Annotated in this window: 15 protein-coding genes; 10 read left to right on the top strand and 5 right to left on the bottom strand. The window is 48.2% G+C overall.

The features are described from left to right. Nucleotides 1-353 precede the first annotated feature (353 nt). Entirely contained in the window at nucleotides 354-716 is a 363-nt protein-coding gene (locus tag BTV99_RS05320; protein WP_075101338.1) for a septal ring lytic transglycosylase RlpA family protein, read from the top strand. Between the two features lie 80 nt (nucleotides 717-796). Here BTV99_RS05320 and BTV99_RS05315 read toward each other — a convergent pair whose 3' ends face one another. Beyond that, complete coding sequence (locus BTV99_RS05315; protein WP_075101337.1) at nucleotides 797-2,818, bottom strand: ATP-binding cassette domain-containing protein; 2,022 nt, start codon at nucleotides 2,816-2,818, stop codon at nucleotides 797-799. Between the two features lie 531 nt (nucleotides 2,819-3,349). On the opposite strand from BTV99_RS05315, the gene erpA reads away from it, so the two are divergent. From erpA to BTV99_RS05275, 8 genes are all read left to right on the top strand, one after another. After that, entirely contained in the window at nucleotides 3,350-3,730 is a 381-nt protein-coding gene (erpA, locus tag BTV99_RS05310) for an iron-sulfur cluster insertion protein ErpA (protein WP_075101336.1), read from the top strand. A gap of 332 nt (nucleotides 3,731-4,062) precedes the next feature. After that, nucleotides 4,063-5,649, top strand: coding sequence for a glutamate--cysteine ligase (gene gshA, locus BTV99_RS05305; RefSeq protein ID WP_075101335.1), 1,587 nt, complete (start codon nucleotides 4,063-4,065; stop codon nucleotides 5,647-5,649). 48 nt (nucleotides 5,650-5,697) lie between these two features. After that, nucleotides 5,698-6,216: a disulfide bond formation protein B gene (locus BTV99_RS05300; protein ID WP_075101334.1), complete on the top strand. Its 519-nt coding sequence runs from the start codon at nucleotides 5,698-5,700 to the stop codon at nucleotides 6,214-6,216. Nucleotides 6,217-6,590: 374 nt separating this feature from the next. Then, on the top strand, nucleotides 6,591-7,229 hold the full coding sequence (locus BTV99_RS05295) for a copper resistance protein NlpE N-terminal domain-containing protein (RefSeq protein WP_075101333.1): 639 nt from the start codon (nucleotides 6,591-6,593) through the stop codon (nucleotides 7,227-7,229). A gap of 279 nt (nucleotides 7,230-7,508) precedes the next feature. Further along, nucleotides 7,509-8,993: a UDP-N-acetylmuramate:L-alanyl-gamma-D-glutamyl-meso-diaminopimelate ligase gene (gene mpl, locus BTV99_RS05290; RefSeq protein ID WP_075101332.1), complete on the top strand. Its 1,485-nt coding sequence runs from the start codon at nucleotides 7,509-7,511 to the stop codon at nucleotides 8,991-8,993. 397 nt (nucleotides 8,994-9,390) lie between these two features. Continuing rightward, nucleotides 9,391-9,645: a GlsB/YeaQ/YmgE family stress response membrane protein gene (locus BTV99_RS05285; RefSeq protein WP_075101331.1), complete on the top strand. Its 255-nt coding sequence runs from the start codon at nucleotides 9,391-9,393 to the stop codon at nucleotides 9,643-9,645. A 269-nt stretch (nucleotides 9,646-9,914) separates the two neighbouring features. After that, nucleotides 9,915-10,469 carry a peptide deformylase gene (gene def, locus BTV99_RS05280; protein ID WP_075101330.1) on the top strand — a complete coding sequence of 185 codons (555 nt, stop codon included), beginning with the start codon at nucleotides 9,915-9,917 and terminating at the stop codon, nucleotides 10,467-10,469. A gap of 48 nt (nucleotides 10,470-10,517) precedes the next feature. Then, the gene (locus BTV99_RS05275; protein ID WP_075101427.1) at nucleotides 10,518-11,693 is read left to right on the top strand and encodes a type III PLP-dependent enzyme; all 1,176 of its coding nucleotides are present in this window, start codon (nucleotides 10,518-10,520) and stop codon (nucleotides 11,691-11,693) included. A 137-nt stretch (nucleotides 11,694-11,830) separates the two neighbouring features. On the opposite strand, the gene BTV99_RS05270 is transcribed toward BTV99_RS05275, so the two are convergent. The 3 genes from BTV99_RS05270 to dnaJ form a co-directional block, all read right to left on the bottom strand. Beyond that, a complete protein-coding gene (locus BTV99_RS05270; protein ID WP_075101329.1) occupies nucleotides 11,831-12,778 on the bottom strand; it encodes a hypothetical protein in 948 nt (315 codons plus the stop codon). Beyond that, the gene (gene dapB, locus BTV99_RS05265; RefSeq protein ID WP_075101328.1) at nucleotides 12,771-13,613 is read right to left on the bottom strand and encodes a 4-hydroxy-tetrahydrodipicolinate reductase; all 843 of its coding nucleotides are present in this window, start codon (nucleotides 13,611-13,613) and stop codon (nucleotides 12,771-12,773) included. Before dapB ends, BTV99_RS05270 begins: the two co-directional genes overlap by 8 nt. Nucleotides 13,614-13,807: 194 nt before the next feature. Then, entirely contained in the window at nucleotides 13,808-14,938 is a 1,131-nt protein-coding gene (gene dnaJ / locus BTV99_RS05260; protein ID WP_075101327.1) for a molecular chaperone DnaJ, read from the bottom strand. A gap of 409 nt (nucleotides 14,939-15,347) precedes the next feature. Here dnaJ and BTV99_RS05255 point away from each other — a divergent pair, with 409 nt between their 5' ends. Beyond that, the gene (locus tag BTV99_RS05255; RefSeq protein WP_075101326.1) at nucleotides 15,348-15,998 is read left to right on the top strand and encodes a DUF2939 domain-containing protein; all 651 of its coding nucleotides are present in this window, start codon (nucleotides 15,348-15,350) and stop codon (nucleotides 15,996-15,998) included. Between the two features lie 203 nt (nucleotides 15,999-16,201). On the opposite strand, the gene BTV99_RS05250 is transcribed toward BTV99_RS05255, so the two are convergent. Then, a complete protein-coding gene (locus BTV99_RS05250; protein WP_256713729.1) occupies nucleotides 16,202-17,263 on the bottom strand; it encodes a disulfide isomerase DsbC N-terminal domain-containing protein in 1,062 nt (353 codons plus the stop codon). Between the last annotated feature and the right edge of the window lie 152 nt (nucleotides 17,264-17,415).

Genomic DNA, 17,415 nt, shown 5'->3' with positions numbered 1-17,415 from the left:
GATAAAGACACAAATTCTATATAAATTCAATCATTACCATTATTCATTTTTGATGCGATAACGCTGTTCTATTTATGAGCAAACATATTTATTCACTTAACTTCATGATAATTTTCCACAGTGTGATGCCATATAAATCAACGTTTAGAAAACTGAATGTACAAAACTGCCTGAACCATCAAAATGATTTTCTCGTATCCTACCCTTATTTGAACTGGGGCGTTTTTTAACAGAGCCGTAAGGATACGACAATTTATGTGCTATAAAATGAATATAACTTTGATACTCACAGGGAGTATCGATGATATAGGCAAGGTTATCTGTCTATTTTATAAACTGTATAAAGGTATTGAATGTCGTATTTAATCAAGTCTTTGGTTGTCACCTTGTCACTGCTACTAAGCACCAGCGTTTTTGCAGGTAACACCAGTTATTATGGTAGCAAGTTTCATGGAAAGCGTACTGCCAGTGGCAGTATTTTTAATATGAATGCCTTGACCGCTGCGCATCGTACGCTGCCCTTCGGTACTAAGGTACAAGTGACCAATCAAAAGACAAAGCAAAGCGTGATCGTCAAAATCACGGATAGAGGGCCTTTTATACGAGGCCGTATTTTAGATTTGTCGAAAGCCGCTGCTGGTCAAATCAACTGCCAATTGTGCACCACCACCATGGAGATACTGTCTTATGGTGATGGTAAATACCGTAAAGAATAACGTGAAACAAAAGGGAGAGCCTATGCTCTCCCTTTTTTTATGTGCGGCGCTTTATCCAGGTACGGCATCCAGTTACGGCTCTATTCAAAACCCGCTTCCATTTCTTCCAGCGTTGTCATGGCCAGCAGTAACTTTTCTTCATTAGCGCTTTGCTGCTGCTGTAGGGTGCTTTGCTCATCCAGCAATTTTAGCAAGTCCGCTTTGCGGCTTTCTTCATACAGACTGGTATCGGCAAGCTTTTCTTCTATAGCAGTCAGCGCCGTTTCAGTCTTAGCCAATACTTTTTCGGTATCTTCAATCTCGCAGCGAACCGGTGCAGTCAGTTTACGCTGTTCGGCGGCCATTCTGCGCTGCTCTTCTTTGCTCAAAGCAGGCGACGTAGGGTTGTCTTTGATTGCTTTCGTAGGCGCTGCTGTCTTTGCTAGGCTATCGCGCGTTTCACGTGAAACAAACTTTTTACTCTCTTTTTTGCTTTTTTTCTTGCCTGCTGCTTTATCTGAGCTATTTTCTTGTTTGCGCTTCTCGCTCAGCCATTTTCCATAGTCGCTGATATCACCATCGAACGCATCGATTTGCCCGTCATGTACCAGATATAGCTCATCACAGACGTTGGCAATCAGCTCACGATCATGCGAGACCAGCACCACCGCTCCCTTAAAGCCTTGTAAGGCTAGGGTCAGCGCCTGACGCATTTGTAAGTCCAAATGGTTGGTCGGCTCATCGAGGACCAGCACGTTTGGACGCTGCCAGACAATCAAAGCCAGCGTCAGACGAGCGCGCTCACCACCAGAGAACAGCTCACTTGGCGTATCGATACGATCACCACGAAAATCAAAGCTACCGAGGAACGAGCGCAACTCGGCGTCTGATGTCTTACCAGCGAGGCGGCGCATCATCTGCAGCGGGGTAGCCGCCGCATCCAGTGCATCCATTTGATGCTGGTTAAAGTAACCAAGCTTGAGTGTGTCGGACACGCGGTAAGTACCTGACAAAATTTTCAGCTCGCCGACCAAGGCTTTAATCAAGGTCGACTTACCGGCGCCATTCATACCCAGTAGCCCAAGACGCGTATCAGGCGTGACCTGCACATTGGCGTTACGAAGCAAAGGCGTATCGCTATAGCCAATATCGGCATGCGTCATCTCAATCAGCGGCGAGCTCATATTGGCTGGCTCATAAAAGCGAAAAGAGAACGGGTTGTCCGCCATCATCGGCGACAGCTCTGCCATACGCTCAAGCTGCTTGATACGGCTTTGTGCCTGTTTGGCTTTACTGGCTTTGGCACGGAAACGACGAATAAAGTCATCCAAGTGGGCGCGGGTCGCTTGCTGTTTTTCAAACGCTTGCTGCTGCTGCGCCATACGCTCGTGACGGGTACGGATAAACTGCTGATAGTTACCGGTATAAAGGGTGATTTTTTGTTGTTCGACGTGCAAGATATGACCAACGGTGGCATCCAAAAACGCTTGGTCATGCGAGATGACGATGACCAGTCCGGTATAAGCATTGATCCAAGTCTCAAGCCAGAGAATGGCGTCTAAGTCCAAATGGTTGGTCGGCTCATCGAGCAGCATCAAATCGGCGCGGCTCATCAAGGTTTTGGCGAGGTTTAAGCGCATGCGCCAGCCACCCGAAAACCCTGAGACAGGCAGCTCGTGCTGACTGGTGTTAAACCCAAGGCCTGCCATGATTTGTGCGGCTTTGGTCGGCGTACGGTAGCCATCGATTTCATCGAACTGCTGATGCAACACCCCAATTTGCTCGTCACTGACAGCGCTTAAATCACTGAGCGCGGCATTAATCTTGTACCACTGCTCATCACCGCTCAACACGTAATCAATCGCCGTCTGATCACTGGCTCCGACCTCCTGCGCCATGTGCGCCACCTGCCAGCTATCAGGGATACTCACCTCGCCTTTGTCCAGCGTGACCTCGGTGTCCCCCATACCCATCTGCGTAAGCAGTAGCGCAAACAAAGTAGATTTGCCAGTGCCATTATTGCCCGTTAGGCCGACTTTATGACCCGGATGGAGCTGAAAGCTTGCCCCTGCAAACAACTCTCGACCATCACGGCGTACGCTTACGTCTTTAAATTCGATCATATAATCTCTTCATCTCAACAATAATATAAAACTCAAAGCAATAAAAAACACACGTCTGGCATGTTTACTGGCGGCTATTATTTCAAACGCCTCACCGATAGGCAAACGATTAAATCACTATTTTACAAGCAAATCTTGATTGCTATGATGGCCATCATCGCTAAACAGAATCGCTAAACGTGGTCAGTTAACATAGTCGGTTAACATAGTCGCCTCGGTGAGGCCGTACGGCAGCATCGAAGGCAGTTTTGTTTATTAATAGCGCATAACCAAGCGTCACTCTTGACAAACGAATCAACACCCCCATTATGATATACTGCGATACCATAAGTGCCCATGGCCGAGCATGTATTTAGCGCGTGAGTGATGACACTTGTATTATATTGATAACGAGGATTGATAACGCGCGCATCGCTTTGCCATAATGACAGCATTCCATTGAATCAAACGCCGTGCGTATCTTTTTTTGCATGACTGTGCTTGCAAACCCAAACAGGACGACAGCCTTTGATCCTAGTAACTGAGGTAGATATGAACGAATCAGCCAATCAATTTAACCCAAGCGCCACCCAGCCTGTAGACCCAACGGTTTTAAACCTAACAGACAGCGCCGCTCAAAAAGTGCGCCGCCTGCGCGAAGAAGAAGGCGATGACACCTTGATGCTGCGCGTCTATGTCACCGGTGGCGGCTGCTCAGGATTTTCTTATGGCTTTAATTTTGCCAATGACCTAAACGAAGACGACGCCAATTTTGATAATGGCGATGTGACCTTGGTCGTCGACTCGATGAGCTATCAATACCTGCAAGGCTCTACCGTTGACTACACCGAGGGCTTAGAGGGGGCGCGTTTTATCGTGACCAACCCCAACGCCACCACGACGTGTGGCTGCGGCTCGTCATTCTCTATCTAAATGACGCTTTTTTGCGGTTTGAAAACGACGGCTCAAGCACCTATGGATAAGGCTTCTATCTTATCCATAGGTGCTTTTTCGTCTTGTGCCTGCCCATTCGCTAAATGGGCAGTAAACCAGACTGCTTTTTTCTGTGATTTGTGTGTCAATTTTTTTAGTAAAACCAGCCAAAACCGCCTTGGATAAAGCTTATCGTATTTGTAATTGTCCGTGGTTTTCAGGACTGCTTTGAGCTAAACTGACCAAATTCTTTATCCTTATATTTACCTCTTTTATGGTCAAACGCCCGTCGTGTTTTGGTCTGCCATAATCAATAACAATAGATGCCTATTATGAGTAATTTTGTGAGTAGCTTTGTGAACTTTGAAATCCCCAATTGGTTTGACCATCAGCATCTGACTGGGATGCTCCGCGGTATCGAAAAAGAAGGCTTGCGTGTTAAACCTGATGGTTTTTTGGCACAAACCCCGCATCCGGCCAAACTGGGTTCCAAACTTACTCATCCGTTTATTACCACAGATTACTCAGAAAGTCTGCTTGAGCTGATCACTGACCCAAAAACCTCTCCCAAAGAAACCTTAAACATGCTGCGCCAGCTGCATTTGCTGGTCTATCAAGGTATCCCTGAGGGTGAGCTGATGTGGCCGTTATCCATGCCGTGTATGCTGTCATCAAACGATGAAGATATTCCGCTGGCCGACTATGGCAGCTCTAATACGGGCAAGTTAAAAACACTGTATCGCAGCGGGCTTGGTATCCGCTATGGTCGCCGTATGCAGACCATCGCAGGCTTGCATTATAATTTGTCGTTTGGTGATGATTTGTTTGCGGCTTGGCAAGAAAAGACGCCAGCGGCGCAAAATCTGACGCTGACGGAGTTTAAAAACGATAAGTATCTTGGACTGATCCGTAATTTTAAGCGCCTAACCAGCTTGGTGCTGTATCTATTGGGAGCCAGCCCCAGCGTTTGTCCGTGTTTTTTAGCGGGGCGCGAGCATGACCTAGAGCGCCTCAATGACTCGACCTACTACAGACCTACCGCCACTAGCCTACGGATGGGCAAACTTGGCTATACCAACAGCGTACAAGAGCAGCTCGACATCCGCTACAACAACTTGCCTGAGTATATCAAAGGACTGCGCCGCGCGATTCAGACGCCGCATGAGAGCTTTAAAAAACTGGGTTTGGATGATGCGGACGGCAATCCTATTCAGATTAACAATCATATTTTGCAAATAGAAAACGAGTACTATAGTCCTATCCGCCCCAAACAAATCGCCATGAGCGGTGAGACGCCAACCGAAGCACTAGAGCGCCGTGGTATCGCCTATGTCGAGTTTCGCGCCATCGATCTCGACCCGTATAGCGATGTCGGTATCCGTCTCTCTAGCGCTTGTTTTCTAGAAGTCATGGCGCTGTACTGTCTGCTAAATGACTCGCCTGACTTGCTCCCTGAGGAAGAAGAAGCGCTGGCAATCAACCTTGAGCGCGTGGTAAACGAAGGTCGCCGCGAGGGCTTGCACATCATCAATAATGGCGAAGAGCAATCGCTTGAGAGCTGGATGCTTATGCATTTAGATCGTATGCAACCACTTGCCGAGCTATTTGACGCGCACTACGGTGGCAATGACTACCGAGCAGCCGTAGCCTTGATGCAAGGCAAAGCCAGTCATCCAGAATCGACGATTTCGGCGCAAGTCAATGCCGATAGCAAACGCTTGGGCAGCTTATGGCAACTTGGCTTTACCTTGGCAGAGCAGCATCGTGACGCGTTGTTGCAGCAGACCTTGAGCCCCAACACCCAAGCCAAATATGAGGTATTGGCAGAAAAATCTATTTTGCAACAAGCAGAGATTGAGTCTGCCGAAACAGAAGACTTTATGGACTTTTTACAACAATACCGCCAGCAACCAACTTAACCACTGGTTTGATATCTTAGACAACGACCTAATAAGAGTGACTGTCCCATGCTACCGCTGACCACTTACCGCAATCTACAAGTATTTTTGGTCGTTATGGCCGTGATAGGTATGAGCTTTGCGCTGTTCTTTTTGCAGCGCTATATGGGGTTTACCCCTTGCCCGCTTTGTGTTTTTCAGCGTATCGGGCTGATTGTGATGGGCGTGTTTGCCCTAATGGCGGCTTTATTTCACCCCAAATCTATGGCGGTGCGTCTGGTATTATGGCTAGGTAGCCTGGTGGGTATCGGCTGGTCGACTGTGGTAGCAGGCCGTCACGTCTGGCTACAGCACCTACCTGCCGATCAAGTGCCTTCTTGTGGCCCGGGGCTAGACTACTGGCTAGATACCTTACCTCTTTTGCAGGTGTTTAAAGAAGTTTTTGCAGGCTCTGGTGAGTGCGCCGCTATCGACTGGACGTTTATGGGACTGAGTATCCCTGAGCAGTCTTTGATTTTGTTTAGCCTATTGCTGGTCGTCCACGGTTTGGTGTTGTGGCGTATCGTACGTCCTATCGCCTCTAAATAGTCCTCTTTATCCCCATATTATCCCTTGCCATACCGATACGCCTATCGGTATGGCATAATTCTATAAAAATAACCAATAACAAAAACGCTACAAAGATGTTCTAAACCTTTGATATCTTGTCACAGCTTATTCTATTTGCTGATAAGCAGACCTGCGTGACATACGCCGCTTTATAGAATTGCCAAGCGATTGAACGCTGTTTATCTACCTCAAAACCAACGATGAGTCACATGATAATCGCCTCATAAAAATCATGGTTTTTGATGGTTTGTCTGGTTTTTTCATTACTTCTCGATTTTGACAATACCCTGAACTTGCCGATATGATAGGCAGTCTTTTCAGATGTTGTTTAAAAAACTGTTTTTGGTGTGACCATGATATACCGTGCGCCTAGTTGCTCTTTTATTGTATCGACGATCAGACGCTTTCATCGTCTGCTCTTAGGTATACCGCTTTGCGTGTTGGTGATTGGCTGCGATAGCGCCTCTTCTAATACCAACAAAGAAGTGAGTACTAAAGTTGCGCCGGTCAATAACGCTGCAGACAGCAGCCCATCTACCGTCGATCTGGCAGACAGCCTATCTAAACCTAAGGCTGATGCCGACGAGCTCGACGCCGTAGAAGGTCGCTCACTGATCATGGCAGCGCAATCAACTGCCGATAGCAGCATTGACACTGTAGATAGGGATGGAGACACCGCCAATTATAGCTCGCTACAAGCCACGCTAATAGGCGACTACGGCGGTATGGTACCCTGCTCTTTTTGTGACAGTATCGATATCACCCTAAACCTATTTGCCGATGGCTCCGTCCTAAAAACCAGTCTGTATAAAAACCCCTCCCAGCCCAAAGTCCCGACGATTGAGTCTGGCATTTATCGTCAAGATAACGACCTCATTACCATCGTTTATGAGCAAGAAAACATAGAGACCTACCGTATTCAAGACAATCATCTGATAATGATGGACAATGACGAACAGCTCGATGACGATTATGTTTTATCGCGTAAATAGCGTATCCATTTGTTGCTGACTCATGCCTGTTATGATAAAGCCTCAATACTGCGCCTACCCACCATTAGGTGTTTTTTATTGGTCATCGAACGACGTTTACTTTACAATGAATCCCACTCTTGGGCGCCAAACGTTTGCACATCCAACCTTGCAGACGAACTCTAATCAGCAAGTCTAGCCAGCAAGGTTCAGCCAGTCAGTTTGCCCCGATAGACCTTATGTCTTTGGGTCTACCAGCTTGAGAGTCCACCTTTTTACTTCAGCACGTACGGAACGTCTATGCATATTCATATCCTTGGCATTTGTGGTACTTTTATGGGGTCGCTGGCATTGCTGGCGCGGGCGCTTGGGCACAAGGTTACCGGCTCAGATGCCAATGTCTATCCGCCGATGTCGACCCAGCTGCAAAATGCCGGCGTCGTCATCGAAGAAGGATACCTGATCGAGCATTTACAGCCGGCGCCAGACTTAGTGGTGGTAGGCAATGCCATGAAACGCGGTATGGATGTCATCGAGTACCTGCTAAACGAAGGACTGCGCTACACCTCAGGTCCGCAGTTTTTGTCTGAGCAAGTATTGCAGTCGCGTCACGTCATCGCGGTAGCCGGTACGCACGGCAAGACCACGACCACGACGATGCTCGCTTGGATACTGCACTATGCTGGTATCGATGCAGGGTTTTTGATCGGCGGCGTGCCACTGGTCGATACGCCTGATACGCACTTGCAGCAAGTGTTTGCCCACAGCAGCTATCTTGGTGCAGACAAACTTGCAGCGAATAAAGACAGTGAGAATAAAAACGGCGGCTATTTTGTCATCGAAGCCGATGAGTATGACTCTGCATTCTTTGATAAGCGCTCTAAGTTCGTCCATTATCGTCCGCGTACGGCTATCTTAAACAACCTTGAGTTTGATCATGCCGATATCTTTGCCGATCTCAATGCGATTCAAACGCAGTTCCATCATATGGTGCGCATGATTCCTAGTACGGGTAAAATCATCATGCCTGCCGCCACAGCCAACCTAGAGGAGACCTTGGCAAAAGGCGCCTGGACACCTGTCTGGCGCACCGCGATTGATGATACAAATATCACTGCCTCAGACAGCGCCACGGCTCGTAGCGACTGGCATGCTAAGCTATTAACCGCTGACGGTAGTCGTTTTCAGCTCAGCTACCCTGCCGATAACACAGCAGCGATTGTAGAGTGGTCGATGAGCGGTATGCATAATGTCAACAATGCCCTCGTCGCAGTCGCCGCCGCCTACGATGTGGGCGTGAGTGTAGAGACCGCGTGTGCTGCTCTATCACACTTTGCAGGTATCAAGCGCCGTATGGAGCTGATTGGCAATGTCGATGATATCTTGGTTTTCGATGACTTTGCCCATCATCCAACTGCGATCACCACTACCTTAGACGGTGCCAAAAAGAAGCTGGCGGACCGACGCATTTGGGCCATCATCGAGCCGCGTAGCAACACCATGAAGATGGGCATTCATCAAGACAGCCTTGCACAGTCAGCGGCGCTAGCCGACGATACGCTCTGGTATGAGCCGTCTGGGCTGGAGTGGGGGCTTAAAGAAGTTATTGATACCGCGATGGCCGAGGATAGTACCATCGGTCATCAGCAAGTACTTTGTAGTATTGAGGGTATTATTGAGCATCTCTGTGCGTATGCGCAGTCAGGTGATGCCATCGTCATTATGTCTAATGGCGGCTTTGAAGGAATTCATCAGCGACTACTCACCGCCCTGCGCAAGCGATAGGCGCAGCACACAAGTCAAATTGATACCAGTAGCGCGTTTAAACGTATATCACCGTTTTATTGTCAATTGGCTATATCTGATTTATTGTATTTAACACTGTTATAAGCCGCCTATCACCTACCCAAAGCGCCGTTTATGGATGATAAACGGCGCTTTTTTTTCTGATGTTTATCGTTTTTTACTTCAGCACATATCTTCGCCACCCGTTAGCGACTTTACTACCTTTGTAACCTTCCGTTTACCTATTTCCTCTGCTTGATAGCAAACAGCGGCTTTTCCTCACATAGCCCATACACAGATAACATTTTGTGCTTACTCTTCAATCCTTAGAATGACTACAATAAATTCATCAAAGCACATCACACAATTATAAATGATAAAAAATTAGGAGAATAATATGAGCTTTATTTGGATGATTATCGTCGGTTTAGTCGCAGGGTTATTGGCACGTGCTATCAAGCCAGGTAGCGATCCCATGGGCTGGATTATGACGATTGTATTAGGTATCGTCGGGGCGATGCTCGGTGGCTTTATTGCAGGGCTTATCGGTATCGATGCCGACGGCGGCTTTATAGGTCTTATCTTCTCTGTCATTGGTGCCATCATCTTATTGTTCTTGTATGAGATGATCGTCAGTAAGCGCCGCGTATAAGAAACGCATCTTAGCTAATTTGGTACAGATAACTTGATAAAACTGCATTGATAAAAAAGATAGTTTTGAACAAAATCAATCAAGCAAAACTCATCAAGCAAATATATGTATCTTACCCAAAAGCCTTGCGATTAGCAGGGCTTTTGTATGTACCGGCATAAATTCTAATGCCCGCGAACATAAAGGGAAAGTATTGATAAGCATTACTTTCGTCCCCATTTACCTTATAATATATACCCTATTTTATCCTTAGCATTGAGGTAAGCATTATGGCATTACTCCCTATTTTAAACTATCCAGATCCGCGCTTGCGTACGATCGCTGAGCCTGTCAAGGAAGTGACTGCTGAAATCAAAACCTTGATCGCCGATATGATTGAGACCATGTATGATGCCCAAGGTATCGGTTTGGCAGCCAGTCAAGTGGATCGCCATATTCAGCTAATCGTCATGGACTTATCTGAAGATAAAAGCCATCCTCGCGTATTTATCAACCCAAAAGTGACGCCACTGGTCGAAGAAAAACAACCATACGAAGAAGGCTGTCTGTCAGTGCCGGATGTCTATGACAAAGTCGAGCGTCCGACCAAGGTTCGCATCGAAGCCCTAGACGAAAACGGCGACAAGATAGACGAAGAGGTCGAAGGCCTACTAGCAGTATGTATCCAACACGAAATGGATCACTTAAATGGGGTCATTTTTGTCGATTACTTGTCTCGTCTCAAGCAAACACGAGCACGCGATAAAGTACGTAAAGTAATCAAAATCCGCGAAAAACAAGGCGCGCACGCTGCTGAACAACAGCCGCAAACCACTAACGCATAAGCCAAGCATATTTGCTATTCGCTTTTACCAAAGGTTTTTTATATGACGATGATCAAAATTGACCAATATTTTGACTCTGCCGCTTGGCAGAAATTTACCAAAGCCGCTGAAGGTCGCGAAACCCCATTTTTGGTGGTGGATCTTAGTCGTATCAAAGCCAAGTATCATGAGATGGTCAGCCTGTTTCCAAAAGCAAAAATCCACTATGCCATGAAGGCCAGCCCAGCGGTTGAAGTCATCGAGCTATTGGCAGAGCTGGGTTCAAACTTTGACTGTGCTTCCATCTATGAGCTGGACCGCGTGCTTGATTGCGGCGTTGAGCCATCACGCATCTCGTATGGCAACACCATCAAAAAAGCCGAGCACGTCAAATACGCCTTTGATAAAGGCATCGAGCTATATGCAACTGACTCAGAAGCGGATCTAAAAAACATCGCCAAGCATGCGCCCGGTGCTAAAGTGTTTGTACGCATTTTAGTACAAGGGTCAGAAACCGCTGAATGGCCGCTGTCACGCAAGTTTGGTTGCCACCCCAATATGGCGATTGATCTACTCATTCAGGCACGTGAGCTGGGTTTGGTGCCTTATGGTATCTCGTTCCATGTCGGCAGCCAGCAAAAAGACGTGGCCGCTTGGGATGATGCGCTGGCTAAGGTCAAATATATGTTTGACTGGATGAAAAACGAAGAAAATATCAAACTGCAAATGATCAACCTAGGTGGCGGGTTTCCGACCAATTATATCAGCGAGGTCAACCCGATTCGGGTATATGCCGAAGAGATCACTCGTTATCTCACCGATGACTACAACGAAGACGAGATGCCTGAGATTATCCTTGAGCCAGGCCGCTCGTTGGTCGGCGGCTCAGGCGTGTTGGTCAGTGATGTGGTACTGATTTCGCGTAAGTCGCATACGGATCTCACTCGCTGGGTATATACCGACGTGGGATTGTTCCAAGGTCTGATTGAGACGTTGGGCGAGGCCATCAAATATCCTGTGTATACGCCAAAAATGGAAACGTCAACAAGCGAAGGCACCGTGGTACTGGCAGGCCCAACGTGCGATTCAACCGACATCATGTACGAAGAAGCGGGCTATCAGCTACCAGAAGAGCTGGAGATTGGCGATAAAATCTATTGGCTGACCACAGGCGCTTATACCAACTCGTATTCTTCGGTCGAGTTTAATGGCTTTCCGCCGTTAGAGGTGATTTATATTGATTAGCTTTTAGAGGGTTGGTATCCATCATAAAGCGCGGCACTGTGATAAGTAGTGCCGCGCTTTTTTGTACTGGTTTGATCATGGTTCAAAGACCAGAAACACGACCGAGCGTTAGCACTACCGAATATGTTGACGACCACTCATTGTATTAATAATGAAATCGGCATGTTGTTGCTGCTATCTCGCGTACTATGACTGCCATAACCTGAGCGTCGGGTTTGATTGTTTTGTGAGATTTGCCCGATAGTGACCCACTGCCCACGCGGGACGATCATCGTGCTATCAAGCCTTTGGCCGTGCATGCGATGTGCGCGATGACTGTAATCGTTGTCTTGATTATCAGCAGAATGGTCGCGCTCGAGCTGTTCTGCGACTTGGACTAATCTCACTTCGATTTGCCCGCTTGGTAATAGCCTTGGCGTCACTTCAATGCCTTGCGTCGTTGGTAGTAGTACCTGCTGCTGAATCACAATCTGCCCTATAGGACGATGATAATTCGGATAGCCATTGGCCATATAGGTTTGGTTTAATGAATACAGAGTAGCTGTGCTGATACTGGCCGCACTGCCCGACAGCGTTTGGATTTGATATAAGCTGTTATCTTGCTGTCGACTGCTCTGCTGGTGAATAACACCTGCACCTTGAATACCGCGATGATTAATAATAACCTGACCTTGCTGGATGCTACCTTGTGACTGGCGGTCATTACCAACGCGTACCGTCACCGTGAGCGCTTGCGGCTGACGATCAATCTGAAGCAGTAGCTGCTGCAGCTTTGGGTAATTGGCAGGCGTGGTGCGAATGACCAGCTTGTCTTGATAACTGGTCACCGTACCACCGTCACGGCTACTCTCTAGCTGCTGGCGTACCGCTGGTATGAGTGCCTGACCACCATAGGTATCAATGACATAAGTCTCATAAGTCGCCGCTTGGACAGCCACCAGCGGCATCATCATACAAACAGCCGTGGCTAGTAGGCTTTTATAAATAGCATGGCTATAAAGGACACGGCGACTGTGTTTGACTGCCATCACAGTCGCTACCGCATAACTGAGCGCTTTAAGATAAGCACGGGCAGAGCTACTCATTTAAACCCAGTACATCTTGCATATCATATTGCCCAGCGCCCTGCTCAATGACCCAAGTGGCGGCGCGTACTGCACCAGCGGCAAAGGTCATACGTGCACGGGCGCGGTGGGTAATCTCGACCACTTCACCATCAGCGATAAACATCACCGTATGATCACCGATGATCTCACCGCCGCGTATCGCATGAATGCCAATGCTACCCGCTTCGCGCTCGCCGGTCTGCCCTTCACGGCCATAGATAGCGACGTCTTTTAATCTTTGTCCGCGCGCGTCGGCCACTGCTTCTGCCATCATGTAGGCGGTGCCCGATGGTGCATCGATTTTGTGCTTATGATGGGCTTCGATGACCTCCACATCGGCATCATCCCCAAAGGCTTTGGCTGCCATACCAAGCAGCTTTAATGACAGATTCACACCAGTCGAATAGTTGCCTGCATAGACGATAGCGATTTGCTCGCTGGCGGTTTTTAGCACTTGCTCTTGCTGCTCATTAAAACCTGTGGTACCGATCACCATCGCAACGTCATTTGCCGCACAGACTTGCATATTTTGCTCAGTGGCATCGGGCAAGCTAAAATCAATTAGCACATCGATGTCATGAATCACTGCCTTTAAATCATCAACGATTTGCACCTCTAAATGCCCAATCGCCGCGACCTCGCCCGCATCTGCACCGACAAGGCTTGAGCCTTGGCGTTCAATCGCGGCGCTCAGGATCGTTTGTGAGTTTTCTTGTACCGCTTCGATGAGCATGCGTCCCATACGGCCACCAGCACCGATGACGCCGACTTTGATGGTTTGTTCTTGTGTTTGTTTTTTGGTTTGTTGAGTCATGTTTTATCCTAGATATTTATGTTTTTAGCACGGTGGTATTTATAGGCCATTTATCCTAAGTTTAGCAAATATCCCTGCATGGGTGGTTTTTTATACACCCATTAAAAAGCCCCTAGCGTTTCACATGAAACACTAGGGGTTTGATATCGAATCATTAGGCCAAATGCGTGATCAACGCGATGGAAGCCCTTTGATCAATCAAATAGATCGCCAATCTTTTTAAAGAAAGACTTTTTGTGCGGTGATTGTTGATGCTTGCTATCACCATCTAGTGTGTCTTGGAATTGACGCAATAGATCTTTTTGCTCACGCGTTAGGTTCACGGGCGTCTCGATGACCACACGGCAGATCAGATCACCTTTCATGGTGGTGCGTACTGGCGTCACGCCTTTACCGCGCACGCGTAACAGCTTGCCACTTTGCGTACCTTCAGCGACCTTGATTTTGACTTTACCATCCAAGGTTGGGATTTCCACTTCTTTACCCAAAGCGGCATCAGTGATGCTGACGGGCACATCCATATACAGATCCGCGCCTTGGCGAGTAAAGACGTCATGAGGTTTGACGCGTACCTCGACATACAGGTCACCATTTTGTACGCCAGCGCCGCCCGCTTCGCCTTCGCCTGCGAGACGAACTCGGTCGCCATCATCGACGCCAGCTGGGATAGAGACTTCCAGCGTGCGTGACTTGTCCTTGACGCCGTTACCATGACAGTCAGGGCATGGGTTTTTGATTTGCTTACCTGATCCGCCACACTGCGGGCAGGACTGCTGTACAGCAAAAAAGCCTTGCTGCATACGTACTTGGCCTTGACCATGACACATCTGGCACGTCACCACGTCAGAGGCGTCTTTTGCGCCTTTGCCATCACAAGTGCCACAAGGCGCAGGCGCGGTAAAGCTGATTTCTTTTTTAGTACCGCGTACCGCTTCTTCGAGGGTGAGCTCGATCACATAACGCAAGTCCGAGCCGCGACGCGAGCGACCACCGCCGCCGCCGCGCGACTGACCAAAGATATCGCCAAAGTTGCCAAAGATATCACCGAAGATGTCTTGGAAGTTACCGCCGCCACCAAAACCGCCGCCGCCCATGCCGTTTTCAAACGCCGAATGCCCCATACGATCATAGGCTGAGCGCTTTTCTTCATCGCTCAACACCTCATACGCCATCGATGCTTCTTTGAATTTGTCTTCGGCATCAGGGTCATCAGAGTTGCGATCTGGATGGTATTTCATGGCCAGTTTGCGGTAGGCTCGCTTAATTTCTTTGCTGTCAGCGGTCTTACTGACACCTAATACTTCATAAAAATCGCGCTTACTCATGGGCTCTCCTATCGTCTTCGCAGGGCCGCCGATCGATCGATTCATCAACCCATAGCAATTATCGTCTGTTGCTATTCAGACTCGCGGTAATGTTTCACATGAAACATGGCGAGACAATAAAAAGCAAAGAAGAGAATCGTCTGAATCGTACAAGCGAATGCGGCGGGGTGCTGCTTAGCCAAATCAATTATTAAAAGTTTGCGCTATTTATGGAGATGGCAAGGTGATTTATCAAGCGCATTAGGGGTGAAATTGTCGGACAGAGGATGATGGATGCCCAAAACAGAGTTCGTTAAGAATAGCACAAAGGTTTTTATACCTTTTTGGCAGGCCATCATGCTAGTATTTATCGCCATATTCGTACGCATTTAAATTTAGGCTTTTAGATTGGCGATAAGGTAGTATTTTTATGAAAAAGCTGTTGGTTTTATTGATCGTCATTGCGGTGACAGTTTATGCAGGCTCGCCTTACTACAGTGCCTATCAGCTCAAAAACGCCTATGATGCCAACGACGGTGCGGCGATTGCGGCCGCCATCGACTACGAGCAAGTCAGGCCAAGCGTACAAACCCAGCTCACCAATCAATTTGCGACCACCATACGCAGCTATCCGTTGGTGGCCGAGCTCGGCGGCGAGCCATTAATACAAGCGGCCAACACCTTTATCATAAAGGCCGTCAATGGTGCCATCACCGCACAAAATATCGAAACCGTCATCAACACCCAAGGTCAAGCCAATACCGCGACCAAAGAGCTGGCGGCGGCGTGGGCCATCGCCAGCAATCAGGTCAATCTAAAAAACTTGATTCAAAACCTCATCATTCATCGCGGTGATATCGATGCGGTGGTCAAAGATCAAATGCAACAGGTCATGCAAAAACAAGCGGCTGAGCTAGAAAAACAAGCCGTGCAAGGCAATGATAGTGACAAGCCAGCGCTGAGCTATTGTGGCATCAACTGCTTTACCATCAGTGGACAGATCAAAGGCTATCCGCTGACCATCGAGATGCAGCGGCAAGGTCTGATTGAATGGAAAATCGTCGATATCGTGTTGCCATAGGCGTCTTTTTATCAATATGGGATAAGCGCCGTGTCATTATTGGTTGAGAGCACTAGCGCTACGACACGTTTGCGCTAAATCCAGTAGATAAAACAAACACCAAAAAACCGCCTTATGAGCCATATCATAGGGCGGTTTTTATGATTATTGTCGATTATAAGTCAAAAGCGCACAGCGTTTATGGCGTGCGACCGCTCATCTATTTACTCCACGCCCAAAAACTCTAAAAACTCCGGACTCTCAAAACTTGCTTGATACAGCACGCCGTCTTCGCGGTAGATAGCTGGCGTCGCCATCACGGCCAGCCCTGCTGCTTTTTCGCGATTGGGGGTCAGATGGTCGGCTTGGCAGCTTGCTGGGGCAGGTGTCATCTCTCCTTGCAGCATGGCTTTGTCAAACGCTTGACGGCGGCTATCTTCACTGCCTTGACACCAGATAGCACGCATCTGCTCAGGCGATGCTTCATATATCGGATAACCAATAATATGCACCGTGACGCCTTTATCATTGAGCATCGGTAGCTGCTGATGGAAGCGGCGGCAATAAGGACAGTTGACATCGTCCGCCACATAAATCACCGCTTTTTCGGTGGTAGTGGCAGGATAGGTGATCAGCTGCTGACGGTCTAACCCCTGAAAAACTGACTGGTTTTTGCGCTGCTCAAAGGTTTCATCTAGCCCCATAAACCGACCGTTTTCGATGACAGATATCTCGCCATCGGTGATGTACTGCGCATCATCGGACAATAAAAACGGCACGCCCTCTAGCGTCGCGCCCCAGACCACCCCTGGCACCGCGGTATAGAAAAACGGCGTCTTGGCACTCATGTGTTTGAGCGCGCTCATATTGGCGAGAATGGCCGACTTGGTCTCGGCGCTTACCGGCTGCCCTGCTTGCTCACTACGGCTGCGGGCAGGGGTTTTGGTCACCACCTGCTTACTGGGATTTTTTTGTAGCTCGCCTTGGATGACGTACTTGCCATCTTCGGTGATATGTAGTGGCGGCTGGCCGGCGAGACTGACCTGATACATATTGGGCAGCTGCGATGGCACAATCGCCGTAATCTGAGCTTTAATACCCGCTTGGGTCAAGCGCTCACGCAGCTGACTGTCGAGCGTTTGGCTCACACTGCCTGCTAATTGCATTTGATTGGGCGTTTTTTTGCTGACGTCGGTGGCGCTCGGCTGCGCACAGGCGGTGGCAGTAAGTAACATGGCCGCCATCAAGCTGGTAAATTTTAATACAGAGAGTTTCACAAAGACCATCCTATTTGGTGGATTGATAGCAAGCGTTTATCAAACAAACGGCGATAGGCATCACTATCAAATCGCTGCTAATAAGGCATCGGCACGTATTACTTATGTGTGCTGCCACAGGCGCTATCAAAACAGTTTTATCAAAAACGGCTATCAATAAA

This window comes from Psychrobacter sp. Rd 27.2, assembly GCF_001921755.1.
Lineage (GTDB): Bacteria > Pseudomonadota > Gammaproteobacteria > Pseudomonadales > Moraxellaceae > Psychrobacter > Psychrobacter celer.
Note: the sequence above shows the minus strand (reverse complement) of the source record. Positions and strands in the feature narration are given on the sequence as shown.

Excerpts from the sequence above, each read along its gene's own strand:
- BTV99_RS05320 (WP_075101338.1), top strand. The coding sequence starts at position 354 with ATGTCGTATTTAATCAAGTCTTTGGTTGTCACCTTGTCACTGCTACTA.
- BTV99_RS05315 (WP_075101337.1), bottom strand. The coding sequence starts at position 2,818 with ATGATCGAATTTAAAGACGTAAGCGTACGCCGTGATGGTCGAGAGTTG.
- erpA (WP_075101336.1), top strand. The coding sequence starts at position 3,350 with ATGAACGAATCAGCCAATCAATTTAACCCAAGCGCCACCCAGCCTGTA.
- gshA (WP_075101335.1), top strand. The coding sequence starts at position 4,063 with ATGAGTAATTTTGTGAGTAGCTTTGTGAACTTTGAAATCCCCAATTGG.
- BTV99_RS05300 (WP_075101334.1), top strand. The coding sequence starts at position 5,698 with ATGCTACCGCTGACCACTTACCGCAATCTACAAGTATTTTTGGTCGTT.
- BTV99_RS05295 (WP_075101333.1), top strand. The coding sequence starts at position 6,591 with ATGATATACCGTGCGCCTAGTTGCTCTTTTATTGTATCGACGATCAGA.
- mpl (WP_075101332.1), top strand. The coding sequence starts at position 7,509 with ATGCATATTCATATCCTTGGCATTTGTGGTACTTTTATGGGGTCGCTG.
- BTV99_RS05285 (WP_075101331.1), top strand. The coding sequence starts at position 9,391 with ATGAGCTTTATTTGGATGATTATCGTCGGTTTAGTCGCAGGGTTATTG.
- def (WP_075101330.1), top strand. The coding sequence starts at position 9,915 with ATGGCATTACTCCCTATTTTAAACTATCCAGATCCGCGCTTGCGTACG.
- BTV99_RS05275 (WP_075101427.1), top strand. The coding sequence starts at position 10,518 with ATGATCAAAATTGACCAATATTTTGACTCTGCCGCTTGGCAGAAATTT.
- BTV99_RS05270 (WP_075101329.1), bottom strand. The coding sequence starts at position 12,778 with ATGAGTAGCTCTGCCCGTGCTTATCTTAAAGCGCTCAGTTATGCGGTA.
- dapB (WP_075101328.1), bottom strand. The coding sequence starts at position 13,613 with ATGACTCAACAAACCAAAAAACAAACACAAGAACAAACCATCAAAGTC.
- dnaJ (WP_075101327.1), bottom strand. The coding sequence starts at position 14,938 with ATGAGTAAGCGCGATTTTTATGAAGTATTAGGTGTCAGTAAGACCGCT.
- BTV99_RS05255 (WP_075101326.1), top strand. The coding sequence starts at position 15,348 with ATGAAAAAGCTGTTGGTTTTATTGATCGTCATTGCGGTGACAGTTTAT.
- BTV99_RS05250 (WP_256713729.1), bottom strand. The coding sequence starts at position 17,263 with ATGGTCTTTGTGAAACTCTCTGTATTAAAATTTACCAGCTTGATGGCG.